Origin of the sequence: Saccharopolyspora aridisoli, assembly GCF_004348445.1 — a bacterium.
Lineage (GTDB): Bacteria > Actinomycetota > Actinomycetes > Mycobacteriales > Pseudonocardiaceae > Saccharopolyspora > Saccharopolyspora aridisoli.
In genome coordinates this window covers 1-25,117 of the sequence record NZ_SMKV01000015.1, presented here as the reverse complement: position 1 = coordinate 25,117, position 25,117 = coordinate 1, and the positions used below count along the sequence as shown (strand labels likewise).

At 70.0% G+C, this 25,117-nt stretch carries 28 protein-coding genes, 1 rRNA gene and 1 pseudogene; 14 read left to right on the top strand and 16 right to left on the bottom strand.

The genetic code is table 11. From position 1 onward, the window contains the following. Window positions 1-12: 12 nt before the first annotated feature. Together E1161_RS14105 and E1161_RS14100 are read left to right on the top strand one after the other, a co-directional pair. Window positions 13-1,254, top strand: a complete 1,242-nt coding sequence (locus E1161_RS14105) for a glycosyltransferase 87 family protein (RefSeq protein WP_132623481.1) — start codon at window positions 13-15, stop codon at window positions 1,252-1,254. Window positions 1,255-1,387: 133 nt separating this feature from the next. Further along, window positions 1,388-2,446 carry a peptidoglycan recognition protein family protein gene (locus tag E1161_RS14100; protein WP_165939791.1) on the top strand — a complete coding sequence of 353 codons (1,059 nt, stop codon included), beginning with the start codon at window positions 1,388-1,390 and terminating at the stop codon, window positions 2,444-2,446. 59 nt (window positions 2,447-2,505) lie between these two features. Here E1161_RS14100 and E1161_RS14095 read toward each other — a convergent pair whose 3' ends face one another. Continuing rightward, window positions 2,506-3,318, bottom strand: a complete 813-nt coding sequence (locus E1161_RS14095; protein WP_132623477.1) for an HAD family hydrolase — start codon at window positions 3,316-3,318, stop codon at window positions 2,506-2,508. Between the two features lie 117 nt (window positions 3,319-3,435). On the opposite strand from E1161_RS14095, the gene E1161_RS14090 reads away from it, so the two are divergent. Together E1161_RS14090 and E1161_RS14085 are read left to right on the top strand one after the other, a co-directional pair. Continuing rightward, window positions 3,436-4,308, top strand: a complete 873-nt coding sequence (locus tag E1161_RS14090) for an LLM class flavin-dependent oxidoreductase (protein ID WP_132623475.1) — start codon at window positions 3,436-3,438, stop codon at window positions 4,306-4,308. An 87-nt stretch (window positions 4,309-4,395) separates the two neighbouring features. Then, window positions 4,396-5,049, top strand: a complete 654-nt coding sequence (locus tag E1161_RS14085) for an endonuclease (RefSeq protein WP_408011989.1) — start codon at window positions 4,396-4,398, stop codon at window positions 5,047-5,049. Window positions 5,050-5,116: 67 nt separating this feature from the next. Here E1161_RS14085 and serS read toward each other — a convergent pair whose 3' ends face one another. From serS to E1161_RS14070, 3 genes are all read right to left on the bottom strand, one after another. Beyond that, window positions 5,117-6,379, bottom strand: a complete 1,263-nt coding sequence (gene serS / locus E1161_RS14080) for a serine--tRNA ligase (protein ID WP_132623473.1) — start codon at window positions 6,377-6,379, stop codon at window positions 5,117-5,119. 278 nt (window positions 6,380-6,657) lie between these two features. Then, window positions 6,658-7,821 carry a glutathionylspermidine synthase family protein gene (locus E1161_RS14075; RefSeq protein ID WP_132623471.1) on the bottom strand — a complete coding sequence of 388 codons (1,164 nt, stop codon included), beginning with the start codon at window positions 7,819-7,821 and terminating at the stop codon, window positions 6,658-6,660. Window positions 7,822-7,824: 3 nt separating this feature from the next. Further along, window positions 7,825-8,478, bottom strand: a complete 654-nt coding sequence (locus E1161_RS14070; protein WP_132623469.1) for a hypothetical protein — start codon at window positions 8,476-8,478, stop codon at window positions 7,825-7,827. A gap of 147 nt (window positions 8,479-8,625) precedes the next feature. Here E1161_RS14070 and E1161_RS14065 point away from each other — a divergent pair, with 147 nt between their 5' ends. Both E1161_RS14065 and E1161_RS14060 read left to right on the top strand, forming a co-directional pair. Beyond that, entirely contained in the window at window positions 8,626-9,624 is a 999-nt protein-coding gene (locus E1161_RS14065) for a septum formation family protein (RefSeq protein ID WP_132623467.1), read from the top strand. Window position 9,625: 1 nt separating this feature from the next. After that, the gene (locus E1161_RS14060) at window positions 9,626-9,976 is read left to right on the top strand and encodes a metallopeptidase family protein (RefSeq protein ID WP_132623465.1); all 351 of its coding nucleotides are present in this window, start codon (window positions 9,626-9,628) and stop codon (window positions 9,974-9,976) included. 155 nt (window positions 9,977-10,131) lie between these two features. On the opposite strand, the gene E1161_RS28065 is transcribed toward E1161_RS14060, so the two are convergent. From E1161_RS28065 to pheA, 4 genes and pseudogenes are all read right to left on the bottom strand, one after another. Further along, window positions 10,132-10,461, bottom strand: coding sequence for a DinB family protein (locus E1161_RS28065; protein ID WP_235875016.1), 330 nt, complete (start codon window positions 10,459-10,461; stop codon window positions 10,132-10,134). A gap of 119 nt (window positions 10,462-10,580) precedes the next feature. Then, window positions 10,581-10,676 (bottom strand): annotated as a pseudogene (locus E1161_RS28690) (maleylpyruvate isomerase N-terminal domain-containing protein); the annotation flags it as partial. 112 nt (window positions 10,677-10,788) lie between these two features. Then, complete coding sequence (locus tag E1161_RS14050) at window positions 10,789-11,436, bottom strand: histidine phosphatase family protein (protein WP_132623463.1); 648 nt, start codon at window positions 11,434-11,436, stop codon at window positions 10,789-10,791. Then, complete coding sequence (gene pheA, locus E1161_RS14045) at window positions 11,433-12,356, bottom strand: prephenate dehydratase (RefSeq protein WP_132623461.1); 924 nt, start codon at window positions 12,354-12,356, stop codon at window positions 11,433-11,435. The genes E1161_RS14050 and pheA overlap by 4 nt, the downstream gene beginning before the upstream one ends. Before the next feature lie 186 nt (window positions 12,357-12,542). Between pheA and E1161_RS14040 the strand changes: the two genes are divergently transcribed. The 3 genes from E1161_RS14040 to E1161_RS14030 all read left to right on the top strand — a co-directional run bounded on the left by E1161_RS14040 (window position 12,543) and on the right by E1161_RS14030 (window position 14,426). Next, window positions 12,543-13,145, top strand: coding sequence for a macro domain-containing protein (locus E1161_RS14040; RefSeq protein WP_132623459.1), 603 nt, complete (start codon window positions 12,543-12,545; stop codon window positions 13,143-13,145). Window positions 13,146-13,221: 76 nt separating this feature from the next. Next, a complete protein-coding gene (locus tag E1161_RS14035; protein ID WP_132623457.1) occupies window positions 13,222-13,731 on the top strand; it encodes a DoxX family protein in 510 nt (169 codons plus the stop codon). Between the two features lie 56 nt (window positions 13,732-13,787). Beyond that, the gene (locus E1161_RS14030) at window positions 13,788-14,426 is read left to right on the top strand and encodes a response regulator (RefSeq protein WP_132623455.1); all 639 of its coding nucleotides are present in this window, start codon (window positions 13,788-13,790) and stop codon (window positions 14,424-14,426) included. A gap of 165 nt (window positions 14,427-14,591) precedes the next feature. On the opposite strand, the gene rsrA is transcribed toward E1161_RS14030, so the two are convergent. Together rsrA and E1161_RS14020 are read right to left on the bottom strand one after the other, a co-directional pair. Next, window positions 14,592-14,915: a mycothiol system anti-sigma-R factor gene (rsrA, locus tag E1161_RS14025; RefSeq protein WP_132623453.1), complete on the bottom strand. Its 324-nt coding sequence runs from the start codon at window positions 14,913-14,915 to the stop codon at window positions 14,592-14,594. After that, window positions 14,912-15,580 (bottom strand): sigma-70 family RNA polymerase sigma factor, encoded by a 669-nt coding sequence (locus E1161_RS14020; RefSeq protein ID WP_408011988.1) that lies wholly within the window; start codon window positions 15,578-15,580, stop codon window positions 14,912-14,914. Before E1161_RS14020 ends, rsrA begins: the two co-directional genes overlap by 4 nt. 226 nt (window positions 15,581-15,806) lie before the next feature. Here E1161_RS14020 and ybaK point away from each other — a divergent pair, with 226 nt between their 5' ends. After that, complete coding sequence (gene ybaK, locus E1161_RS14015; protein ID WP_132623451.1) at window positions 15,807-16,283, top strand: Cys-tRNA(Pro) deacylase; 477 nt, start codon at window positions 15,807-15,809, stop codon at window positions 16,281-16,283. A gap of 282 nt (window positions 16,284-16,565) precedes the next feature. On the opposite strand, the gene E1161_RS14010 is transcribed toward ybaK, so the two are convergent. The 3 genes from E1161_RS14010 to E1161_RS14000 are packed head-to-tail and all read right to left on the bottom strand — an operon-like array spanning window position 16,566 to window position 18,666. Further along, entirely contained in the window at window positions 16,566-17,177 is a 612-nt protein-coding gene (locus E1161_RS14010) for an alpha/beta hydrolase family protein (protein WP_132623449.1), read from the bottom strand. Continuing rightward, a complete protein-coding gene (locus E1161_RS14005; RefSeq protein WP_132623447.1) occupies window positions 17,174-17,890 on the bottom strand; it encodes an SOS response-associated peptidase in 717 nt (238 codons plus the stop codon). The genes E1161_RS14010 and E1161_RS14005 overlap by 4 nt, the downstream gene beginning before the upstream one ends. A 20-nt stretch (window positions 17,891-17,910) precedes the next feature. Next, window positions 17,911-18,666, bottom strand: coding sequence for an SOS response-associated peptidase (locus E1161_RS14000; RefSeq protein WP_132623445.1), 756 nt, complete (start codon window positions 18,664-18,666; stop codon window positions 17,911-17,913). A 125-nt stretch (window positions 18,667-18,791) separates the two neighbouring features. Here E1161_RS14000 and aroA point away from each other — a divergent pair, with 125 nt between their 5' ends. The 3 genes from aroA to E1161_RS13985 all read left to right on the top strand — a co-directional run bounded on the left by aroA (window position 18,792) and on the right by E1161_RS13985 (window position 22,073). Then, window positions 18,792-20,060, top strand: a complete 1,269-nt coding sequence (gene aroA / locus E1161_RS13995; protein ID WP_132623443.1) for a 3-phosphoshikimate 1-carboxyvinyltransferase — start codon at window positions 18,792-18,794, stop codon at window positions 20,058-20,060. Between the two features lie 16 nt (window positions 20,061-20,076). Further along, entirely contained in the window at window positions 20,077-21,081 is a 1,005-nt protein-coding gene (rsgA, locus tag E1161_RS13990) for a ribosome small subunit-dependent GTPase A (protein ID WP_132623441.1), read from the top strand. A 134-nt stretch (window positions 21,082-21,215) separates the two neighbouring features. Beyond that, complete coding sequence (locus tag E1161_RS13985; protein ID WP_132623439.1) at window positions 21,216-22,073, top strand: hypothetical protein; 858 nt, start codon at window positions 21,216-21,218, stop codon at window positions 22,071-22,073. Here the strand turns inward: E1161_RS13985 and E1161_RS13980 are convergent, their stop codons facing one another. Together E1161_RS13980 and E1161_RS13975 are read right to left on the bottom strand one after the other, a co-directional pair. Continuing rightward, window positions 22,074-22,571, bottom strand: a complete 498-nt coding sequence (locus E1161_RS13980; RefSeq protein ID WP_132623437.1) for a DUF6912 family protein — start codon at window positions 22,569-22,571, stop codon at window positions 22,074-22,076. Next, window positions 22,568-24,004 (bottom strand): WS/DGAT/MGAT family O-acyltransferase, encoded by a 1,437-nt coding sequence (locus tag E1161_RS13975; RefSeq protein WP_132623435.1) that lies wholly within the window; start codon window positions 24,002-24,004, stop codon window positions 22,568-22,570. The genes E1161_RS13980 and E1161_RS13975 overlap by 4 nt, the downstream gene beginning before the upstream one ends. An 81-nt stretch (window positions 24,005-24,085) precedes the next feature. Between E1161_RS13975 and E1161_RS13970 the strand changes: the two genes are divergently transcribed. Then, window positions 24,086-24,847 (top strand): TrmH family RNA methyltransferase, encoded by a 762-nt coding sequence (locus E1161_RS13970; protein ID WP_132623433.1) that lies wholly within the window; start codon window positions 24,086-24,088, stop codon window positions 24,845-24,847. Between the two features lie 154 nt (window positions 24,848-25,001). Here E1161_RS13970 and rrf read toward each other — a convergent pair. Beyond that, window positions 25,002-25,117: ribosomal RNA gene (rrf, locus tag E1161_RS13965) — 5S ribosomal RNA — on the bottom strand.

Genomic DNA, 25,117 nt, shown 5'->3' with positions numbered 1-25,117 from the left:
GGGTGGTGAGCTGTGGGGTCGACCCGCGCCCGTGACGGGCGTCACTTGCTGATCGCGGCGATCGTGCTCGAGGTGCTGGCGGTCTGGTTCGTGCACTGGATCGACACCCGCGGCTACATGGACACCGAGATTTACCGGCTTGGTGCGCGCGCGTGGCTCAACGGTTACCAGGTCTACGGCGACGACCTGACCCCCGAATCGCCGGACTCCGCGACGTTGCCGTTCATCTACCCGCCGTTCGCCGCGCTGTTGTTCGTCCCGCTGACCTGGATGTCCGAGACGGTCGCCGTCGTGGTCGTGGCGCTGTGCTCGCACCTGGCGATCCTGCTGACCGCCTACTCCCTGGCCCGCTCCTCGCGGTACCTCGCGCCCCACGCCGGCAGGGTCGCCGTGGCCACCGCGCTGCTGCTGCCGTGGCTGACGCTGATCGAACCCGCCCGCGAAACCCTCAACTACGGGCAGATCAACCTGGTGCTCATGGGCCTGGTCGCCGCCGACTGCCTGCTGCCGCGCACCCGCTGGCCGCGCGGGATGCTGGTCGGCATCGCCGCCGCGATCAAGCTGACCCCGCTGGGCTTCCTGCTGTTCTTCCTGCTGCGCAGCGATTACCGGGCCATGTCGATCACCGGCGTCACCTTCGCCTCCACCGTGTTCCTGGGGCTGCTGGCCGCGCCGCACGACTCGGCGGACTGGTGGCTGGACAAGATGCTGTCCACCGGCGACTCCTTCGGCACCGTCTACGCGGGCAACCTGACGCTGCGAAGCCTGCTGGCCAAGCAGGAGCTGACCGGGTTCGCGCTGAACTCGCTGTGGATCACCGGCTCGCTGCTGCTGCTCGCGCTGGTCGTGATGGGCATCCGCTACGCGTTGAGCGTGCGCGACGTGCCGCTGGCACTGGTGCTCAACGCGGTGTGGATCCTGCTGGTCTCGCCGATCTCCTGGTCGCACCACTGGGTGTGGGCTGGTCCCGCGCTGGCGCTGGTGCTCATGACGTCGCTGCGCAACCGCTGGCACGGGATGACCATCGCAGTGGTCATCTCGGCGATCACGGTTCTGGCGGGGCCTCAGTGGTACCTGCCCAACACCGGCGATCGCGAACTCGACTGGACCTTCTCTCAGCAGATCGTCGGCAACGCCTACACGTTGATCGGAATTGGATTCCTGGTGTGCGCGGCGGTGGCTCATGTGCGTTTCGGGCGGCGCCCGGTGAATTACCCGGAATTCCCGAACGGTTCTCTCATCCCGGGGCGCTGAATACCGGCCCGCGATTCGGGCATAACGGAGTTCCGGAAGGCGAATGATCGGTTTCGGACCCATACTCGTTCTTCGTCAGGAAGCGGGTTTCGACAAGGGACACCCGCCCTCCAGTCGAAGCGAGGTATCGCCCATGCGTTTTCGGTCCGCACTCCCGAGGCTGGCGGCCACCGCCCTGCTGACCATGGCCGCTCTTCCGCTCTCCGGGCCTCCCGGCGCCGCGGGTCCCACCTCCGAACCGCCCGAGGCGCAAACCGTCCGAATCGCGTTGCGCGACGTGGCCACCACCCGGGCCGCGGTCCGCGAGGTGCACAGCGAAAAGCCCTTCGAACTGGTCGGACTCACCTGGCGAGGCCCGGCACCGGACCGCGTCGAGGTGCGCACCCGCACCTCGGAGGGCTGGGGTCCGTGGATTCCGCTGGAAGCCGAGGAAGGCGGCAGCCAGCCGATGTGGACCGGCCGCAGCAACGACGTGCAGGTCCGCGCGGACAAGCGCGGTCAGGACATCACCGAACAGCTGCAGTTCATCGGCATCGACCCCGGCCGGCAGGCCGTCCCTCCTGAGATCAGCACGCCCGTCGCGGGCGCTCCGCCGGTGGTCACCCGCGCGCAGTGGGGAGCTGACGAGTCGAAGATGACATGGCCGGTCGAGCCGACCTCCACCAAGGCCGCCGTCGTGCACCACACCGCGGGCACCAACGACTACACCTGCGACGAGTCCGCCAGGATCGTGCGCGGCATCTACCAGTACCACGCGGTCGAGCTGGGCTGGGGGGACATCGGCTACCACGCGCTGGTGGACAAGTGCGGCACCGTTTTCGAAGGCCGCACGGGCGGTTTCGCGGGCGAGGTGATCGGCGGTCACGTGCGCGGGTTCAACGACCACACCTTCGGCATCTCGATGATGGGCCACCACGACGCCGTGACGCCCTCCGCGCAGACGGTGCGCTCGGTGGCGGACGTGGTTGCCTGGAAGCTCAAGACCAAGGGCGTTCCGGCCGACGGCACCACCCGCCTGCTCTCCGCTGCGCCCCAGGGCTCGAAGTACCCGGCAGGCACGGAGGTCACGCTGCCCACGATCTTCGGCCACCGCGACGCCGCCTACACGGCCTGCCCCGGCAAGAGCGGCTACGACCAGCTCGGAAGCATCAGGTCCCAGGCGTACGACGCCCAGCGGGCACCCGGTCGCTGAGACGGGCGGTCGTGGTCGGAACCGACCGGACGGTCGTGGGCGGTTCGGGCCGGACCGCCTCACCACCAGCGTTCGAGGACCTCGGCGACGCCGTCCTCCGCGTTGGTCGTGGTGACCTCGTCTGCCGCCGCCAGGGCGTCCGGGTGGGCGTTGCGCATGGCCACGCCGTGACCGGCCCAGGTGAGCATCGGGACGTCGTTGGGCATGTCGCCGAAGGCGATCACCTCCGACCGCGCGATGCCGAGTTCCGCCGCCACCGCGGCCAGCCCCGCCGCCTTGTCCACACCTGGCGCGGAGAACTCGATCAGGCCCGATTCGGTCGAGTAGGTGGACTGGAGCCGGTCGCCGATGATCTCGGCGGCAGCCGCCGACAGCTCGGCGCTGTTCATACCCGGGTTCATCACCAGCAGCTTCATCGCGGGCTTGCCGGTCATCTCGTCGGTGGGCGCGACGCGGATGTCCGTGTTCATCCAGCCGCGGTGGAACTCGGCCTCGGCGAGGAACTGCTCGCGCAGGTCGTCGTGGGCGCTGCGGGTCGCGCGCTCGACCGCGAACGCGCAGCCGGTCAGCTCGCGCCGCAGCTCACGCACCACGTCGTGCAGCGTCACCGGATCGATGTCGTGGCTGTGCAGCACCCGGTCGGCGGCGGTGTCGTAGGTGACCGCGCCGTTGGCGCACACCGCGATGCCGGACACCCCGAGCGCGGCGACCACGCGCGGCATCCACCTCGGCGGACGGCCGGTGACCAGCACGAACGGCGTTCCTGATGAGGCGACCCGGCCAGCCGTGGCCACTGTCCGGGCGGAAACCTCCTCCATCGGGTCGAGGAGGGTTCCGTCCACGTCTGATGCCACCAGGCCAGGTTCACGCACGCGCCCCATCATGCCCGCCGCCCCGGCTCGTGGGCGTCGTGGCTGGTAAGAGGAGGAAGGGACGTTCGTCACCTGATCGGGTCGAACGCCGTTGGGCGGGACCAGTACCGTCTACCCGTGCGCGTTGGGATCGTGATCTTGCCCGAACACCGTTGGTGGGCTGCCGAGCCGCTGTGGCGGATGGCCGAGGAGTACGGCTTCGCCCACGCCTGGACCTACGACCACCTCGGCTGGCGTTCGCTCGTGGACAAGGCCTGGTACGACGCCGTGCCCACGCTGACCGCCGCCGCCACCGTCACCTCGACGATCCGGCTCGGCACGCTGGTCGCCTCGCCGAACTTCAGGCACCCGGTGCACTTCGCCCGCGAGCTGACCGCTCTGGACGACATCGCCGACGGCCGCATCACCCTCGGCGTCGGCGCGGGCGGAACCGGGTTCGACGCGAGCGTGCTCGGTCAGCCCGAGCTCACACCGCCGGAGCGTTCCGACCGATTCGCGGAGTTCATCGAACTCCTCGACCACGTGCTGCGCTTCGACGTCACCGATTACGACGGCACCTACTACTCGGCGGTGCAGGCACGTCGCGCGCCCGGCTGCGTCCAGCTGCCGCGCATCCCGTTCGTGGTGGCCGCCAACGGCACCCGCTCGATGCAGCTGGCCGCGCAGTACGGCCAGGGTTGGGTGACCACCGGTCGAGGCGGGGATGACCTGGAGAGCTGGTGGCGCGCGGTCGCGGAACTGTCGCTGCGCTTCACCGACATCTGCCACCAGCAGGGCCGCGACCCGGCGAAGGTGCACCGGTACCTGCAGGTCGACGCCGCACCGGAGTTCTCGCTGTCCAGTGTTGAGCACTTCCGCGACGTGGTCGGCCGCGCCGACGAACTCGGCTTCACCGACGTCATCACCCACTGGCCCCGAGCCGACAGCCCGTACGCGGGCAAGGAGTCCACGGTCGAGGAGATCGCCACCGAGGTCCTCCCCGAGCTGTAGAGCGCGCCCCGGGTTCGGCCGCCAGCGCCGCTGGGCGAAGCAACCCGCTGGGGGAATTCCCAGGTGTGCCACCCCATCGGCGTGGGTATCCGTCGTCGGCAGGAGGTGGTGACGTTGTCGGTGCGGACCAAGGTGCAGACCCTGCTCGACGAGGCGGGGACCAGCTTCGCCAGCGAAGCCGGGATCACGCTGGCCAACAAGCCCTCACCGCTGTACCGGCTGGCGGTGCTCTCGGTGCTGCTGTCGACGCGGATCAAGGCGGGCATCGCGGTGGACGCCGCCAGGGAGCTGGCGCAGTGGAACAGCCCGCAGAAGATGTTCGACGCCACCTGGCAGCAGCGCGTCGACGCCCTCGGCCGCGCGCACTACCGGCGCTACGACGAGAGCACTTCCACCGCACTGGGCGAAGGAGCCGAGCTGCTCCTCGACCAGTACCACGGTGACTTGCGGAAACTCCGGGCCAAGTCCGGCGGCGATCCGGAGGAGCTGCGCGAGCTCCTGATGGACCTGCCGCGCCTGGGCCCGGTCGGCGCCGACATCTTCTGCCGCGAGGCTCAGCTCGTCTGGCCCGAACTCCGCCCCTACTTCGACGGCAAGGCCCTCAGCGGCGCGAAGAAGCTGGGGTTGCCCAGTGACCCGGACAAGCTCGCCGATCTGGTCGAGGGCCACGACCTCGCGAGGTTCGCCGCTGCCCTGGTCCGCAGCACCCTCGACCGAAACCTCGCCTCCGCCGTGCGTTGAGAGGTTCAGGCCGAGAAACGACGAGACCCCGGCGGAACCGGGGTCTCGTCGCAGTTCCAGCCTGCGGTCACTTGGGTTCGAGGACCTCGAGGCCGCCGAGGAACGGGCGCATCGCCTCTGGCACCCGGACGGAACCGTCGGCCTGCTGGTGGTTCTCCAGGATCGCCACGATCCAGCGGGTGGTCGCCAAGGTGCCGTTGAGGGTGGCCGCGAAGCGGGTCTTGCCGTCGGCGTCGCGGTAGCGGGTGTTGAGCCGTCGCGCCTGGAACGTGGTGCAGTTCGAGGTCGACGTCAACTCCCGGTAGGTCTCCTGGCTCGGCACCCACGCCTCGCAGTCGAACTTGCGGGCCGCGCTGGAACCGAGGTCACCGGCCGCGGTGTCGATCACCCGGTACGGCACCTCGATCTTGGCCAGCATCTCCTCTTCCCAGGCCAGCAGGCGCTGGTGCTCGTCGCGGGAGTCCTCTTCCCGGCAGTAGACGAACATCTCGAGCTTGTTGAACTGGTGCACGCGGATGATGCCGCGGGTGTCCTTGCCGTAGGAGCCGGCCTCGCGGCGGAAGCAGGTCGACCAGCCCGCGTAGCGCGCGGGACCGCCGGCGAAGTCCAGGATCTCGCCCGAGTGGTAGCCCGCCAGCGGGACCTCGGAGGTGCCCACCAGGTAGGCGTCGTCCTCCTCCAGCCGGTACACCTCGCTGGAGTGGGCGCCGAGGAACCCCGTGCCGTCCATGATCTCCGGACGCACCAGGACCGGCGGCACGACCAGCGTGAACCCGGCGGCGGTGGCCTGCGCGGCGGCCATGTTCAGCAGCGCCAGCTCCAGCTGCGCGCCGATTCCGGTGAGGAAGTAGAAGCGAGCGCCGGCGACCTTCGCCCCGCGCTCCATGTCGAACGCGCCCAGCGCGTTGCCCAGCTCCAAGTGGTCCTTGACCTCGAAGTCGAACTCCGACGGGACGCCCACGTGCTTGAGCACCGCGAAGTCGTCCTCGCCACCCGGCGGCACGTCGGGCTCGACGACGTTGGAGACGGCCTTCTGCAGCCGCAGCAGCTCGGCATCGGTCTCGGACTGCTCGGCCTCGGCCTCCTTGACCTGCGCGGCCAAATCCTTGGCCTGGGCCAGCAGCGCGTCGCGCTCCTCGCCCTTGGCCTTGCCGACCTGCTTGCCGAACTGCTTCTGCTCGGCGCGCAGGTTGTCCGCCCGGGACACCGCGGACCTGCGACGCTCGTCGGCGGACAGCAGCGCGTCCACCAGGGACGCGTCTTCACCACGTGCGCGCTGCGACGCGCGCACCGCTTCCGGATCATCGCGTAGCGTCTTCAGGTCGATCACAGCTGGTCAGCGTAGTCGGCCCACCAAAACCGACCGTGCCCAGGGTGCCCCAAGGCGGCGGAGACCATTCCTCCTGGGCAGAGTCGTTCTCGCCGCGCCCCACCCGAGCAACCGGCACCGCCGCGGGTCCTCAGACGTCTTCTGGGGGACAGCGGGAGCGCCGTGCATCTGTGCGAGGTTCCGCTCCCGAGACCGCCCAGCGGCAAGGCTGCTGAGTGGTTGTCGGCGAACCCGCGCCACCAAGCAGTCAGACCGCGGAGCAGCTGCGACGAACCCGATCACTGAGGAATGCGGTGCGGGACGAAGGCCGCGCCATCATCGGTGATCAGCCCAGCGGTCTCCCGAATACCCAACCCGGCGGACTCGTCCCCGACGATCCAAGCCCCGAGCGCAGGCCGCATCCCGTCGAACTCGGGCAGCGGATCGAACGCCTGGTAGACAAATCCCTCTTCGCCGTAGAACCCGCCGGTCTCGGTCTCCCAGCCGGGCGCAGCGATGGTGATGTTGTTGCCCTCGCGGCCGAGCCTCGGCTTGCGCACGTACTCGGTCAGCAGTCCGGGCTGGTCCAGGTAGGTGGGCAGCAGGTTGGGGTGCCCGGGATGCATCTCCCAGAGGATCGCCAGCAGCGCCTTGTTGGACAGCAGCATCTTCCACAGCGGCTCGACCCACTGGGTGGCCGGCAGCGTGGTGATCGCGTGCTTGCCGAACTCGTCGTCGACCATCCACTCCCAGGGGTAGGTCTTGACGACGGTGTTCATCGGCGCCTCTTCGAGGTCGACGAAGCGCTCCAGCAGGCTGTCCCAGCCGATCTCCTCGATGGCCAGTCCGACGGTGTTCAGGCCCGCCTCGGCGGCGGTCTCCTGCAGGTAGGCGGCGGTGATGTTGTCCTCACCGGTGTGCTCCTGGGCGGACCAGGTGAAGTGCACCTCGTTGGTCGCCAGCTGCGGCTTGATCTCGGCCCAGCGCTCCACCAGCTTCTCGTGGATGGAGTTCCACTGGTCGTCGCCGTCGTGGACCTCGGTGAGCCAGTGCCACTGCACGACCGCGGCTTCCAGCAGCGAGGTCGGCGTGTCGGCGTTGTACTCCAGCAGCTTGCCGGGCCCGGAGCCGTCGTAGCGCAGGTCGAAGCGCCCGTAGAGGTGCGGGTCGCGACGGCGCCAGGACTCGGCGATGTGCGGCCGCACCCACTCGGGGATGCCGAAGTCCTTGTACCGCTCGGTGGTGATCACGTGGTCGACGGCGTCCAGGCACATCGAGTGCAGCAGTTCGACGTCGGCCTCCAGCGAGAGGACTTCGTCGAGGCTGAACTCGTAGTGCACGCCCTCGTCCCAGTAGGGCCGGTTGCTGCCGTCGGCGGCGCGCGCGGGGGTCCCGAAGACGAGCCCGAGCTCTTCGACCTTCGACTGCCAGTCCGGGCGCCGGGCCCCGATCTTGCGCTTCACTCGTCAGCTCCCGCTGCTACCGGACTTGCTGGAGATCCCGAACCCACCGCGCTGGATGGTCGAGCCCTTGGTGTTCTTCACGGTGCTACCGGAAGGCTTGTTGAACGTCGATCCCGCCGCCGGGGAACCGATCGCAGGCGGGGCCGTGCCCGCCGGGGTGTAGGCGTACCGGTAGGACTGATGACCGCCGAAGCCACCCCCGGGCAGGATGATCGGCATGAAGAACATGCCGCCGTGGGAGTAGCCGCCCTGGCTGTTGACGTAGTTCTCGTCGCAGTAGTTGTCCTGGTCGCGAACACCGGGCTGACCGTTCTGGTCCGTAGCGCAGTACTCGGTCGACGCGTTGGCCTGCGCGCTGACCTCGGACGCCGAGTACATCGCAGCGACCAGCGCGACGACACCGACGGTCGCACCGCCGCCGATCAGCATCTTCCGGCGCTTGGCCGTCTTCGCAGCGGCTGCGGCCTGCTCGGCGCGCTCAGCCTCGGCACGACGCTGCTCGGCCATCTGCCTGGCCTTCTGCTCGGCCAGCGTGGGCTCGCGCGGCGTCGTGCTCTGGGGGTCCTGGTAGCGGATCCGCCTCTGGGCGTCCCCCGGCGTCTGCTGGGTCGGCTCGTCCGGGGATGAGCCTCCCTGCGGCTGCTCGTTGTCTGACACTGGCTCGCCATTCTCCGTCATTGCCCCACTCCCAAGCACCACACTACTCAAAGAACGGACGCTCACGGCAACGAATGAATTCCTTTCCTCTCCGCTTCCTGCGCGGGTCGCTACCAGCCCACATCCGAGCCAGGCATGATGGGTTCGATGGTCCCGCCCGAGCGCACACCCGAACCCCGCCGCAAGCCGCCCAACGCCAAGCTGGTGATGGTCGCGGCCGCGGTCGGTGCACTGCTGATCCTGACGGTCAGCATCCTGCTGAACTGGCCGATGGAGTCCGGCAAGGTCGGTGGCCCGGCCGGGATCGGTGAGGCGCCCGCGCCCGAGGTCGTCTTCGAGACGCGCGCCGGTGAATGCCTGAACTGGACCGAGCCGGACGCCGCGGACATCCGCAAGGTCACCTGCGCCGAGCCGCACCTGTTCGAGGTCACCGGCCCGTACGACCTGAAGGAGTTCGGCCCGACCGCGCCATTCCCGAGCACGCAGCAGTGGCAGGACGTCAAGCAGCAGCGCTGCATCGAGGTCTCCGCCCAGTACCTGGGCGGCAAGTTCGACGAGGAGGGGCGCTTCACCGTCGGCGCCTTCACGCCCAGCCAGGAGGGCTGGGCCGACGGCGACCGCACGCTGCACTGCGGCCTGCAGCAGCCGGGCCCGTCGGGGAAGCTGTTCCCGATCACCGGCGAGGCCTCGAAGATGGACCAGTCGAACGTCTACCCGGCGGGCCGCTGCCTGGGCATCAACGGCACCCAGGTCTGGGACCCGGTCGACTGCGGACGACCGCACGCGGTGGAGCTCAGCGCCGTGATCAACCTGGGCGAGCAGTTCAAGGATGACTTCCCGTCGGAGAACGACCAGGACGGCTTCCTTGCCACCAAGTGCGAGGAGCTGACCGCGGCCTACGCGGGCGGGCCGACGACGGCCAAGGACAAGGGCCTGATCGTCTACTGGGACACCCTGTCCGAGCAGAGCTGGGCAGCCGGTTCGCGGCAGGTCAACTGCAAGCTGAGCGCGCAGCTCCCCGACGGCAGCGGGCTCGCGCCGGTGACCGGCAGCGTCAAGCGCCGGGTGCAGGTCGGCACGGCCCCGGCCGGCCAGAACACGGCACCGACCGAGCCGGGCGCCCCCGCCACCGAGCAGCCGCGCTGACATGGCGGTGGAGATGACCCGCGCTCGCTTCGACGAGCTGGTGGGCGAAGCCCTGGACCGGCTCCCGCCGGAGTTCGCGACCGCGATGAACAACGTCGTGGTGCTGGTCGAGGACGCCCACCCCGAGGAACCCGAGCTGCTGGGCCTCTACGAGGGCATCGCGCTGACCGAACGCGACCACACCTACAGCGGCGTCCTGCCGGACACGATCACGATCTTCCGCGATCCGCTGCTGGCCATGTGCGAGGACGAGGAGGAGGTCGTCGGCGAAGTGGCCATCACCGTGGTCCACGAGATCGCCCACCACTTCGGCGTCGACGACGACAGGCTCCACGAACTCGGCTGGGGCTAGGGAGCTGTTGAGGAACGCGGCGGTGCGCTGTTCCAGTTGTGGGACTCAGCCCTGCACCACCGCGGGTCCTGAGCGGTTTCGCGGCGAGGACGCCGGGACGCCGCGTGCATGCACCACGAGCGGCGCACGGCGTCCACGGACCCGCTCAGGTTGTGCTACTGGCACCGCTCAGCAGAACATCCCCGAACGACCCTCAGTCCACGGAGCGGGTCGGCCATCAGCCGCTCGGTCGAGGTCGCCCGCTCGGGCGCGGTCTTGGCCGGGGCGAGGCCACCCGGCCGCCGCATGGCCTGCTCGAGCACGGAGTCGATCAACGCCCGGCAGAACGCCTCGAGGCCCGCGGGCAGCTCGACCGAGCGCCCGCAGCTGCGGTGCAGGTCCCAGCCGTGCATGGCGAGATCGGCGACCGGGAACGCCAGCGCCTGGCGCAGCGGCACCTCCCCGGCCGGTGAAGGCCGCGCCGACTCCAGGTCGGCTCCTGGCATCGCGCGCCGGATCCGCTCGGCGACTCGCGGAACTCCGCAGCGGGGTCCGCGCACACCCAGTCGGCGGGTTCGGACGGGGTGTTCGACACCTCCCCGTCCTCCAGCAGAGCCGCGATCTTCGTCGCGCTGCCGGTGACGTGCCCGACGAGGTCGCGCACGCTCCAGCCGTCGAGGTTGGAGGGCTCGTCCCAGCGATCGGCCGGGACCCGGTCCACGGCTCCGACGAAGAACTCGAGGGATTCGGCGGCCAGCACGCCGATCTGCGCATTCGGGTCGACCACGAGCCGCACCGTAGGACCCACCACCGACACCCGCCCGCTGACCGGTCTAGAGCAGGCCGTCCCAGGTGAGGCAGCGCCAGCCGGTGCCGGTCGTCGGGTCGGACTCGATCACGATCAAACCGGTGTTGGGCAGGTGCAGCGAGTCGGCCTCGGCACCCGTGACCTCCTCGACCAGCACGCCCGCGACCAACCGCAGCATCGCGCCGTGGCTGACCATCACCACGGTGCCCTCGGACACGCCCTCCAGGGCGGTGCGGGCACCGTTGAGGAACCGCGTGATCGCGTCGCGGCCGGATTCCCCGCCACCGGGCATCGGCACGTCCAGGTCGTGGCCGTGCCACTGGGCGTAGACGTCGTCGAAGACCTCCAGCGCCGGACCACCCAGCCCCTCCAACTCACCCACGAAGACCTCGTGCGTGCCCTCCGCCAGCTGCAACGGCAGGCCCAACCGCCGCGAGACCGGCTCAGCGGTCTCCTGCGCGCGACGCGCCCCGCTGGCGTGCACCGCGACGATCTTGTCCTCGCGCGCGGCCAACCGCTCGGCGAGCTCCTCGGCCTGCTGCCGACCGAGCTCGGTCAGCCCCGGGCCCGGCGGAAGGGTGTCGAGCAGCTTGGCGACGTTCGCCGGGGTCTGCCCGTGGCGGGCCAGCACCAGCCGCACGCCCTCCGGCGCTGCCAACTCGAAATCACTCACGCGAGCCTCCCCGCACGCACGGCGGCCAACCACTCGGCCGCGTTCCGGAACGCTTGCTCCGACGAAGCCGGCCGCACCGACGCGGGTTTCCGGTCCGCCTTCGGGTACGAACCGAGGAAGCGCACCGAGTCGCAGCGACGTTGCAACGCCGCCATCGCCTCGCCGATCCGCGCGTCGGCCACGTGCCCGTCGAATTCCAGGTAGAAGCGGTAGCGCCCGAAGTGGTCCTTGACCGGCCGGGACTCGATCCGGCTCAGGTTGATGCCGCGCAGCGACAGTTCGGCCAGCATGTCCGACAGCGTGCCGACCTCGTCGCCGATCACCGCGCAGATCGACGTCCGGTCCGCGCCGGTCGGATCCGGCAACGTCCCCGGCCTGCGGACCAGCAGGAATCGCGTGACCGCATCGCGGACGTCGGCGATGCCGGTCGCCAGCCGCTGGAGGGACGAGTAGTGCTCACCAGCCACCGGCGCGGAGATCGCCGCGTCGTACTCGCCGTCGGCGACGGCGGCGGCCGCAGCGGCGGTCGAGCTGACCGCGCGGACGTCGGCCTTCGGCAGCGCCTCGGCCAGCCAGCCGCGCACCTGCGCCAGCGCGTGCGGATGGCTCGCGACGGTCCCGACTTCCCCCAGCCTCATCCCCGGCCGGGCGAACACGTCGAACTGGACCGGGATCACGACCTCCTTGACCGCGATCAGCGGATGGTCCTCGGTCAGCGCGTCGAGCGTGGCCGGAACGGAGCCCTCCACGGAGTTCTCCACCGGCACCCCGGCGGCCAGGGCCTCCCCCGAGCGCACCGCTGCCAGCGCGACCGGCACGGTTTCGCAGGGCATGAGTTCGGCGTCGAAGTCGGCGGTCAGCAGCCGAGTCGCTTGCTCGGTGAAGGTTCCCGGCGGGCCGAGGTAGGCGATTTCTGGCACCCGCCCAGATTACGGGGCGCGCAAGGCCGCCCGGGCTGGGCCACGTGAACGCTTTTCAACGGCTACTGAGGGGTTTCCACGCTCCGTGACCGTTTCGGCCTCGCTCCGCGGGGCTAAACGCCACGTCGTCGCGGATGTGACCTACCCAATGCCACTACGCGGCGCATTCCTGCGATGCTGTGAGGCGTGACCGCAGATTCGGGGCGCTCATCGGCAGGGGGAGCGGAGCCGGAGCTGCAGCTCGTCCTGTGCGCGTTGGACGAGCCGCTGGCCGCTGCATGGCAGGAGATCGCGGAAAGCCGGCCCGGCATTTCCGTTCATCAAGGCTCGGTTCTCGACGTTCAGGTGGACGCCGTCGTCAGCCCCGCCAACTCCTACGGCTGGATGCGCGGCGGCATCGACGCGGTGTACGCCCGCGCCTTCCCAGAGGTCGAGGAACGGGTGCGCAGCGCTGTGCTCGCCTACCACGGTGGTGAGCTGCCGGTGGGCGAAGCGCTGCTGGTCCCCACCGGTGTCCCCAACCCGATCTGGTTGATCAGCGCACCGACGATGCGCGAGCCCGGGGAGACGCTGCCCGCGGACACCGTGCACCCCTACCTCGCGGCGCGCGCGATGCTGCGGCTCTGGGCGAGCGCGGTGCTCGACAACGGCGCCCCGGTGCACCGGGTGGTGCACTCGATCGCGATGCCCGGCCTGGGCACCGGAATCGGCGGCGCAGTCCCGCAGCTGTGCGCCCGCCAGGTCGCAGCCGCCTGGGACGAAGTGTTCGCCCAGGTCGATCTGCACTGACGCCCGGTTGCCAGGCGGAACGGGGCCCTGAAAAGTACCGTCGGGCTCAAGACGACCCATCTAGGAGGTTCCCCCGATGCTGATCCGCCGTCTGGCTCGTCCGATGCTGGCCTCGATCTTCATCATGGGTGGGATCGGTGCCCTCAAGGACACCCCGAACCACGCCAAGGGCGCTGCGCCGCTGGTGGAGAAGGCGACCGAGCCCGTGCGCGACGCGCTGCCCGAGCAGGTTCCGACCGACCCCGAGACCCTGGTGCGCTTCGACGCCGCGGTGAAGATCGGCGCGGGCGCGCTGCTGGCGCTGGGCAAGTTCCCGCGACTGGCGTCGCTGCTGCTGGCGGGCAGCATCGTCCCGACCACCCTGGCCGCGCACCGCTTCTGGGAGGAGCAGGACCCGCAGCTGCGCTCCGAGCAGCAGATCCACTTCCTGAAGAACCTCGGTCTGCTCGGCGGGGTGCTGCTCGCCGCGGTCGACACCGGCGGCAAGCCCAGCGTCGGCTACCGGGCCCGCAAGAGCGCCCGCATCGCCAAGAGGACCGCGAAGAAGACCGGCGCCAAGAACGCGAAGAACGCGAAGATGAAGTAGCCCGAAAAGCGACACTGCCGCGCGGACCGCCACCGGCGCCCATTAGCGTGGACGTCGTGGCGGTCAGGGTGCTGTTGGTCGATGATCACGAGGTCGTCCGGCGAGGTCTGCGAGACCTGCTGGACACCGAACCCGACGTCGAGGTCGTCGCCGAGGCCGGTGGTGTCGGCGAGGCGCTGGCGCGTGCTCAGGCCACCGCGCCGGACGTCGCGGTCATCGACATGCGGCTGCCCGACGGCGACGGGCTGGAGCTGTGCCGCAAGCTGCGGGCTTTGGCCGAGGCGCCGTACTGCCTGGTCCTGACGGCATTCGACGACGAGCAGGCGCTGGTCGGCGCGATCAACGCGGGTGCGTCGGGCTACCTGCTCAAGCAGGTGCGCGGCCAAGACCTGGTGAACGCGGTCCGCGAGGTCGCCGCCGGCCGGTCGCTGCTGGACCCGGTCACGACCGGGCGGGTGCTCGAACACCTGCGCCAGTCCAGCAGCCCGGAACCCGATGAGCTCGCCGCCCTCACCGAGCGGGAGCGCAAGGTGCTCGAGCTGATCGGCGAGGGCCTGACCAACCGCCAGATCGCCGAACGCCTGTTCCTCGCGGAGAAGACCGTCAAGAACTACGTGACCGCAGTCCTGGCGAAGCTCGGCATGGAACGCAGAACCCAAGCAGCAGCCTGGGTAGCCCGGCGGGAGAAGCACTGAGGGCACCAAGCACCGGAGGTTCTTGCTTCGAGCCTGAGCAGCTCGCACCGCACGGGCGGGACGCCTCGACGACGTCGGCATGCGCCCGGAGCCCAGGCGCCCGGAGCCCAGGCGCCGCGTCAGGGTTGCGCTACCCGCGCGCCCACGCGGAGCGCTCCACGAGGTCTAAGCCTTCTTGGCTCGTACTTCTACTGAGGTTCCTTCTGGCCCGTGCTCGACGGTGATCTCGGCCTTGCTCAGGACCGCTTCGCGGATCGACGAGCGCAGGCGGTCCTTGAGCTCCGTGGGAGCGTGCTCACCGCTGCACTTGCGCTGCAACAACGCCTTCAGGTGTTCCTCGATGCCGAAGTGCTCCAGGCACGTTCCGCAACCATCGAGGTGACGCTGCACGGCCTCGCGCCGCGCCTGGTCGCACTCGTTGTCCAGGAACAGCCACACCTCGGCGAGCGCGTCCTGGCAGGATGCCTCGTCCGGCTCACCGCAGTTCATGAAGTGCTCACCTCCTGCTGGGTCTCCCGCATGAAGCCTCGATCACGGGCGACGTCGGTGAGCATCTCACGCAGCTGCCTGCGACCACGGTGCAACCTCGACATGACGGTGCCGATGGGGGTGCCCATGATCTCGGCGATCTCCTTGTAAGCGAAGCCTTCCACGTCCGCGAGGTACACGACCATGCGGAACTCCTCGGCCAGCAGCTGCAGGGCGGCCTTCACATCGGTGTCGGGCAAGCGGTCCAGCGCCTCGACCTCGGCCGAGCGCAGTCCCGTCGACGTGTGGTTCTCGGCCTGCGCGAGCTGCCAGTCGGCGATCTCATCGGTCGGCTGCTGCTGCGGCTGTCGCTGCCGCTTGCGGTAGCCGTTGATGTAGGTGTTGGTGAGGATCCGGTACAACCACGCCTTCAGGTTCGTGCCCTGCGTGAAGGACTTGAACGCCGAGAACGCCTTCAGGTAGGTCTCCTGGACGAGGTCTTCGGCGTCCTGAGCGTTGCGGGTCATCCGCAGCGCCGCACCGTAGAGCTGGTCCAGCAGCGGCATCGCATCCCGCTCGAAGCGGGCCGCGCGCTGCTCGTCGGTCTCCTCCGCGCGCTCGACGTCCTGCGCGGTGGCAGCGTCGGTGCGCGCGGTGTTGGCAGAGTCCTCTGGGGTGCTAGGCACCAGGCTCCTTTCCCGCCGTCCGGACGATGTGGCGGCGGACGACGCACCCATGCACTCCTTCGCATGGTCCGTGTTCGAGGATACCCGCGCTGTCCTGCCATTTCCCGGCGGCGACAGCTGCGGGCGCGGGGGGCGGTCCAGCACGCAGGTGTTCGTCGAATCCATCGTCACGCTGGGTTCAACACACGTGTCCGGGCGCGCTATTCCGGGCTCTACAGTGACGTGCGTGGCAGGCAGGGGAACACCGGCGACGGCGCTGTTGACCAAGAAGGGCGTGACGCACCGCGTGCACGCCTACGACCACGACCCGCGTGCCGAGTCGTTCGGCCTGGAAGCAGCGGAAGCACTCGGCCAGCCACCCGGTCGAGTGTTCAAAACGCTGGTCGCGGACGTCGACGGCCACCTCACGGTCGGTGTGGTTCCCGTCACGGGCCAACTCGACCTGAAAGCCCTCGCCGCTGCCGCCAGCGGCAAGAAGGCCAAGATGGCCGAGGTCTCCGCGGCGGAACGAGCCACCGGCTACGTCGCGGGCGGCATCTCCCCGCTGGGCCAGAAGAAGCGCCTTCCAGTCGTCATCGACACCTCCGCTCGGGCCTTCGACACGATCTTCTGCAGCGCGGGACGCCGGGGACTGGAGATCGAGCTGCCCCCGTGCGAACTGGCGAACCTGCTGGGAGCCACCTTCGCCGAGATCTCGGCCTGAGCGGGCCCGAGGGGAGCGACCCCGGAGGACCGCTCCCCCCGGCACCTGGTGCCGCTGCCGCGCAACAGCCGCACCCCGCGCCGGACAAGATCGGGGGAATCACCCCTGTCCGGTTGCACTAGCTCGGGGGCCAGCGCCGACCGATGTTGGGGTCTCCGGACACGGCAGAGCAATGCGGCGAATTTCAGATGGTGATCACGGTACGAGGCCAAGGCTCCTACCTGCACAGGAAGAAAACGGAGCACATGGCTCCACGAGGCGAGAACACTCGCCGGAGCGACGTCAGCCGATCAGCCGCAGCACCCTCGTCAGCCACTCCGACGTCGCCCGGTGCACCGCATCGACATCCGCCTTGAGCGAGTGGTCCCCGGCCACCAGCACGACCTCGCGGTTGTGCGTCGGCTCAGGCCTGCCGAACGCGTCGCGCTCACCCTGCACGACCAGCACCGGGTTCTCCACCGCGTCGAGCTCCGACGCCCGCGACTTCTCCGGCTTGCCCGGCGGGTGCAGCGGGAACGCCAGGCACAGCACCGCCTCCGCCTCACCCGCATCCGCGGTGCGGCAGGCCACCCTCGCCCCTGAGGAACGCCCGCCGAAGATCAGCGGCAGATCCGCGAACCAGCGCTCACCGAGGTCCTCGACCACCGCCAGCCACGCCGCGTCCAGCTGCTTGGCCGGTGCCGGAGCCCGGCGGCCCGCCACCCGGTAGGGCTGCTCGACCAGCGCCACGTGCGCCCCGGCGTCGGTGGCCGCGCGAGTCGCCGCCACCAGGTCGGGCGCGTTGATGCCGCCACCCGCGCCGTGCCCGAGCAGCAGCGCGGCACGACCTTCTTCAGCGCAGTGCAAGTCGGCCCGTGCCGGGCCGTGCGGGGTGTCGACCTCGATGCTGGTCATGACTCGAACAACGCCGCTTGCTCAGCCGGCTCGGGCACCGGATCGGCGGGTTCCAGGAGGTCGGGATGGTTGTTGCGCACGCTGTTCACCTCAGTCGACACGGGGTGGAGCGCCAACTCGCCGAGCACGCCGGGATCGGGGTGCAGCAACTCGTCGATTTCGCTCCGCGTGGGATCCAGCCAGTCCGCCCAGCGCTCCTCGGGCAGCACCAGCGGCATCCGGTGGTGGACGTCGGCGAGCTCGCCGACCGCGTCGGTGGTGACCACGGCGCACGTCACCAGCGGCTGACCGGCCGTTCTCGGGTCCCACCACGCGGAGAACACCGCGGCCATCGCCATGCTCGCGCCGTCTCGACGCCGGCACAGGTAGGGCTGCCGACGCTCGTCACCGGGCTTCCACTCGTACCAACCCGTCGCGGGCATCAGGCAGCGGCGCCGCCGCGCGGACTCGGCGTAGGCCGGTTTGACGGTGATCGTCTCCGCCCGCGCGTTGATCATCGGCGGACCGCCGCCGGCCTCCTTGGCCCAGGTCGGCACCAGACCCCAGCGCACCGGCCGCATGCTGCGCTCGGCGCCGCGCTGCACCACGATCGGGACCATCTTGGTGGGCGTGATGTTGAAGTCCGCGCCGGTCGCGCCCTCGGTGCGATCAGCGGCCGCGAACTCCTCGGCCAAGGCCGCCGGGTCCCGCCGCACGGCGTAGCGACCACACATCCGCTCTCACCTCGACTCGACTACTTCTCCCGGTCCAAACCTACCGCCTCTTCACGCGCGTCGAGAGACACGCGATCGAGCAGTTCCACACCGTTGTTGCGGACGCTGTTGACCGCCGTGGAAACCGGCCTGACCTCGAGTGATTCCGCGATCTCCAGCGACGGCGGCGCGAGCAGGTCCGACACGTCCGGCTGATCGGGATCCAGCCAGTGCGCCCACGCCGCCTGCGGCAGCAGAAGGGGCATCCGGTCGTGCACGTCGGTCAGCTGGCCCACCGCCGACGCGGTCAGCACCGAGCAGGTCACCAGCGGTTCGGCCTCGTCGTCCTCCCGCCAGGTCGAGTAGATGCCCGCCATCGCCAGGCTCGAACCGTCCGGCGGGGTCATGAAGTACGGCTGCTTCGCGCCGCCCGCGCGCTTCCACTCGTACCACCCGTCCGCCGGGACCAGGCAGCGGTAGCGCTTGATCGAGCTGCGGAACGCGGGCTTGCTGGTCACCGTCTCCGACTTGGCGTTGATCATCCGGCTGCCGATGGACTTGTCCTTCGCCCAGAACGGCACAAGGCCCCAGCGCATCACCCGGATCGACCGCTCCGTCCGCTGCAGATCGGCATCCCCGGTCCCGTCCTGCGGATGCCGCTGCACCACCGTCAGCACCCGCTTGGTGGGGGCGACGTTGAAGTCCGCGCCCGGCGCCGCACCGCCGGTGGCGTCCAAGGCGGCGAACTCCGCCGCGAGCTTCCCGGGATCCTTGCTGGAGGCATATCTGCCGCACATCCGGAGTCCAACCTCCCGCGAGTTGACGGCGTGTCCACTTCATCCTGGCAGTCCCGTTCATCCCAGGCGAGCTCCTGACCGCCCCGGCGCTGAAATACCAGGGTGGAATGCGGGATCATTGGTGCATGACCCAGCTCTGGCCTGCTCCCGCCGCCGCCGGCGCGGTGCGCGCGACCGTCCCGCTGCCCGGATCGAAGTCGATCACCAACCGGGCTCTCGTGCTCGCCGCGCTCGCGGACGGGCCCTCCGCGCTGCGCGCACCGCTGCGCAGCCGGGACACCGAGCTGATGGCCTCGGCGCTGCGCTCGCTGGGCGCCACGATCACCGAAGGCCCGGACGGCTCTTGGCAGGTCACCCCGGCCGACCTGCGCGGACCTGCGCAGGTCGACTGCGGCCTGGCCGGGACCGTGATGCGCTTCCTGCCCCCGGTCGCCGCACTGGCCACCGGGCGGATCTCCTTCGACGGCGACCCGCAGGCCCGCGCACGACCGCTGGGCACCGTGCTCGACGCGCTGCGCGAGCTCGGCGCCGACATCACCGGCGACTCCCTGCCCTTCGAGGTGCGCGGCAGCGGGAACTTGACCGGCGGCACGGTCACCATCGACGCCTCGGCGTCGTCGCAGTTCGTCTCCGGCCTGCTGCTGTCCGGCCCGCGCTTCGACAAGGGCGTCACCGTTCGGCACTCCGGCCCTCCGCTGCCGTCGCTGCCGCACATCGAGATGACCGTCGCGATGCTGCGCGACGCCGGAGTCATCGTCGACGCCTCCCAGCGCAACACCTGGCGCGTCGAACCCGGGCCGATCAGCCCGCTCGACGCGGACGTCGAACCCGACCTGTCCAACGCGACCCCGTTCCTGGCCGCCGCGGCCGTCACCGGCGGCACCGTCACCGTGCCCGGCTGGCCGGCCCGGACCACCCAGCCCGGCGACGCGATCCGCGAGATCCTCACCAAGATGGGCGCCGACGTCCGCCTCGACTCCGACGGCCTGACCGTCACGGGCCCCGACGAACTGGCACCGGTCGACATCGACCTGCGCGCCGTCGGCGAACTCACCCCCACCGTCGCCGCGCTGGCCGCTCTCGCCTCCGGCCGGTCCCGCCTGCGCGGCATCGCGCACCTGCGCGGCCACGAGACCGACCGGCTCGCCGCCCTGGAGACCGAGCTGAACAAGCTCGGTGGCAAGGCTCAGCAGACCGAGGACGGCCTGATCATCGACCCTCGGCCGCTGACCAGCGCTGAGTGGTGCTCCTACGCCGACCACCGGATGGCCACCGCGGGCGCGATCCTCGGGCTCAAGGTGCCCGGCGTGATGGTCGAGGACATCGCCACCACCAGCAAGACCATCCCGGACTTCCCCGGGATGTGGACCGCGATGCTCGGTGAGCCCGCATGATCCCGGGGGCTCGCAGATGAGCAAGCGCGGCTGGCGGAACCTCGACGAGTCCGACGTGCGGGTGCGCCCCGGGAGGGGCAGCAGGCCGCGCAGCAAGCAGCGGCCAAAGCACTCCGACGCCGCCGAGGCCATGGTCATCGCCGTCGACCGAGGCCGGTGGACCGTCGCGCTCGACGGCGACCCGGACCGCGTCGTCACCGCCATGCGAGCCCGCGAGCTCGGACGCACCCCGGTCGTCGTCGGCGACCTGGTGGGCGTCGTCGGCGACGTCTCCGGCAAGCCCGACACGCTCGCGCGCATCGTCCGCGTCGCCGACCGCGCCAGCGTGCTGCGCCGCACCGCAGACGACACCGACCCCTACGAACGAGTGGTCGTCGCCAACGCGGAACAGCTGATCATCGTCACCGCGCTCGCCGATCCGCCACCGCGCCCCGGATTCATCGACCGCTGCCTGGTCGCCGCCTACGCGGGCGGGCTGTCGCCGGTGCTGTGCCTGACCAAGGCCGACCTGGCCGACCCCGGTGAGTGGATCGCCAGCTACTCGTCGCTGGACATGCCGATCACCATCACCAGCCTCGACGCCGAACCCGAGGAGTTGCGCGACAAGCTCGCCGGCCGGGTCTCCGCGCTCGTCGGCCACTCCGGCGTCGGCAAGTCCACGCTGGTCAACAAGCTGGTCCCGGACGCCGAACGAGCCACGGGCGAGGTCAGCGGGGTCGGCAAGGGCCGCCACACCTCGACCTCGGCGGTCGCGCTGGCGCTGCCCGGCCAAGGTTGGGTCGTCGACACACCCGGTATCCGCTCCTTCGGCCTGGCCCACGTCACCGCCGACGACGTGATCGCCCCGTTCGAGGGTTTCGCCGAAGCCGCCGAGGAATGCCCGCCGAACTGCGGCCACCTCGGCGGGGCTGACGACCCCGACTGCTACCTCGACACCTACACCGAGGAAGGCGGCAGCCGCGACCAGCTCGCCTCGCTCCGCCGCCTCCTGCGCTCCCGAGCCGGTCTCGACGAGGCTTGACGAAAGTGGCGCCCGCAGGGCTCGCCCCATCCCCCTAATGGGAAAGCACGTTCCCGGTGGGGTTGGAACTTCGTTGCTAGCGTTGGCCAGCGACGACGCCCAAGCCATCCGCCACCCGCCGAGGAGCACGCCCGATGCCCCGTGCCTGCACCAGGACTGCGGTGCTGTCCGCTTGTCTCGCCCTTGCCGCAACGCTCAACGCCTGCACCAGCGGTGAGCACCACCAACCACACGCGGCACTGCCAATGGCCCGTCCCGATCCACGTCCGGTCGCCGAGGCCGTCCTGGCCGACACGATCAACAAGATCAACGCGCACGGCACCGCGCTCGCCACCATGACCGGAAGCCTCGGGATGGTCGGGCAGCTCGATGCCGACGGAGCGGTCAGGTACCGGGGCCCGCAGGCCGACCTGGCGCTCGACGGCAAGACCCGCAACGCGCGCACCGAGGAGCTCGCCGTGTCCATCGTGGACGAGGTCGGCTACCTCAACACCCCGCTGGCCCGGCCGGACGCGACCAAGCCGTGGTTGAAGATCTCCCAGGACGGCACGGACTTCGGCTCGAAGCTGCTCAGCCCCGCCCTGAACCAGCTGCACGAATCGGTCGACCCGCGCGCCACCTTCAGCGGCGTCGAGCAGGCCACCCGCATCCAGGGATCTGCGCCCGACACCGTCGACGGCCGGCCCACCACCCGCTACGACCTGCGGATCCTCACCGAGGAAGCCGCCAAGATCGCCCCGGACGAGCAGCAGCGCGAACGCTTCCAACGGGCCGCCGAGGACGGCGAGCGCGAACTCGGCTTCCAGCTGTGGGTCGACGAGCAGGGCCTCCCGGCCAAGTTCGCCGCCACCACCAACATCGCCCAGGCAGGCGAGGTCTCGCTCACCTCCACCTACCGCGACTGGGGAACTCCGGTGGACATCCACTCGCCCCCGGCCGCCCAGGTCGGAGTCTTCGACGACCTCCCGCCGATGGCGCAGCCGCCGCGCTGATCACATCAGTTCGAGCAGGAACGGGACTTCCTGCGGCGCGTACCAGGCGAGTTCGTGATCCTCGGCGTCGCCGAGGGCGAACTCCGCGTCCGGGTCTCCCAGGTCGGCAGCGTCGATGACCTCGGCCGCCGACCGGACCGCGTCCTCGGCCTCGGCGGTGTCCACGTGCACGGCCGCGAGCTGCTTCCAGATCACCGGGCCTGACACCTTCACCACCGCGTGGTCGAGATCCGGCCGCAGCGTCACGTCGTCCACGTCGGCGGAGATCACCACGCGCCGCTGCTCGATCTTGCCTTCCTCGTCAGCGGCCAGGAGCCGCAACGAGGCACGAGCGGCCTCCCGCATCGCGGCGTACTCCAGCTCTTCGGTGTCGCCGGTCGCGTAGGACTCGCGAAGCGCCGGAGTCAGCGCGAACGCCGTCCCGCCCAGCGGCTGCATCTGCTTGTCCGCCACCAGTTGCTGCAGCATCGGCAGCGTGGCAGGCAGGTAAATCCTCATGCGTCGACCGTCCCGATCATCTCGTCTACAGCTTCACCGATCATCGCCGCCAGCACGCCGACGTCGGGCATCGCGTCCCGATCCGCGTTCAGCCCGAAGTACACCGCGCCGTTGTACGAGGTCACACCGACCGACAGCGACTGGTTCTTGGCCAGCGGCACCACCGGGAACATCTCCACCATCCTCGCCCCAGCCGCGTACAGCGGCACCTGCGGCCCCGGGACGTTGGTGACCAGCACGTTGAACAACCGGTCCGAGAACTCGTTGGCCACCCGCGCGCCGAGCGCGTGCAGCGTCGGCGGAGCGAAACCGCTGACCTTCACCAGCGTGTCCGCGGCCACCGACTGGCCGGACTCGGCGTGCGCCCGCATGGCATGGCTGACCTGGTGCAACCGCACCGTCGGATTGCCCTCGCCCACCGGCAGGTCCACCAGGTACGCCGACACCTTGTTGCCGACCGTGCCGACCGGGAGGCTCGCCGTGTCCTGGTAGGCGGCGTCCGCCTCGGCGTCCTCGTCGCGGACCGACACCGGCACCATGGCCCGCAACGTCGTCGACGGGGTGACCACCTCACCGCGCGAGAGCAACCAATTGCGCAGAGCGCCGGCCACCACCGCCAGCACCACGTCGTTGACCGTGCTGCCGTGCGCCCGCCGCACCGCACGCAGATCGTCCAGCTTCGCCTTCGCCACGGCGAACCGCCGCTGCGTCGACGTCGGCGCGTTCAACGGGCCGCTCGGCGCGGGCACCACCGCGGCCCGGACGGCCGAAGCGACGCCACCGAGAGCGCGCGTCACCTTCTGCACCGTCGCCGAGGCGTCGACCATCGCGGCCCGGGCGTTCTCCACCACCTCGCCCGGCCGCTGCACCGCGTCCGTCGCCGCCTCCACCAGCAGCTGCGCCACGGTCGGGGCCGGTCGCGGCATCCAGAGCGAGTCCACGTCCTCGATCTCGCGGTTGCGCTGCAGGTCGAAGATGACCTGTCCGATGTCGATCGCGCCGATGCCGTCGATCATCGCCTGGTGTGTCTTGGTGATGATCGCTACCCGGTTCTTCGACAGCCCCTCGACGAGGTACAGCTCCCACAGCGGCCGGGTGTGGTCGAGCTTGCGGGACATCAGGCGCGCCACCAGATCGTGCAGCTGATCGTCGCTGCCCGGTTTCGGCAGCGCCGACCGGCGGACGTGGTAGGTGAGGTCGAAGTCCTGATCGTCCACCCACACCGGACGCGCCAGGCTCCCCGGAACTTCCATCACCCGCTGCCGGTACCGGGGCACCAGACCGAGCCGCCGATCCACCATCGACAGCAGGTGCTCGTAGTCGAAATCGCCGCGAGGGCGGCGGAAAACCGCGACACCGCCGACGTGCATCGGCGTCGTGTGGTCCTCCAGGTAGAGGAAGGAGGCGTCGACGGCGGAAAGACGATCGGGCATGCGGAGATCCTGGCACACATCCCCGCTGGACCCAGGGGTTCACCCGCAGCGCCGCAACGTGGGCATGTGACACTTGATGGTGTGACCAGCGAAGTTTCCCCGAAGGACCGATTCGTCACCGTCTACGGCCGCAAGCCCGTGTTGGAGGCGTTGGCCGACTACGACCTGCGGGTCGACAAGGTGATCGTCGCGGAGGGACTCCGCGGTGGGGCCATCGCGGAGATCGAGGAGGCGGCCGCGGACCGCGCCGTGAAGGTGCAGCGCGCGAGCGCGCACCGGGTGAAGGTGCTGGCCGGCAACGGACGTCACGACCAGGGCGTCGTGGCCGACGTCGTCGCCCGCAAGATGCGGCCGCTCGCCGACGCGCTCGCCGATTACGCCACCGCCCCGCGAACCATCCTGCTGCTGGACGGCCTGACCACTCCCGCCAACGTCGGCATGATCCTGCGGACCGCCACCGCCTCCGGCATCGGCGGCATCGTCGTGCCGCACCGAGGCGTGGCCGGACTGGACCCGCTGGTCATCAAGGCATCCGCCGGAGTCGCCTTCCACGCTCCCGTGCTGCGCAGCAGAACCGCGGCCGAAGCGGCCGAGATGCTCACCGAGGCCGGCTACCCGCTCTACGCGCTCGACGCGGGCTCGGAGCACAGCCTCTACAACACCGACTTCGGTGACCGCGCCGTGTTCGTGCTCGGCAGCGAAACCGCGGGTCTCTCCACCGAGGTGGAGGAGCGCATCGCCCAGCCGCTGTCGATCCCGATGGCCAACGAGGTCGAATCCCTCAACGTCGCCAGCGCCGCAGCGGTCCTCTGCTTCGAACTCCGCCGCCGCAGCCTCAGCTGACTCCCGCTCAGACGGGCACCGCAGTCCTCGGCATTGCGATTACTGCGGTGTTCGTCGGTCGGCGGGCATCATCTGGGGTTCCCGCGGGTTTTTGGGCATGAAAAATGGGGTGGGCAGGAGAATTCCTTCTCCTGCCCACCCCACTTGAGGATTGTGTCGGCGGTGTCTTACTCTCCCACACCCTAGCGAGTGCAGTACCATCAGCGCTGGGGAGCTTAGCTACCGGGTTCGGAATGGGACCGGGCGGACCCTCCCCGCCATCGCCACCGA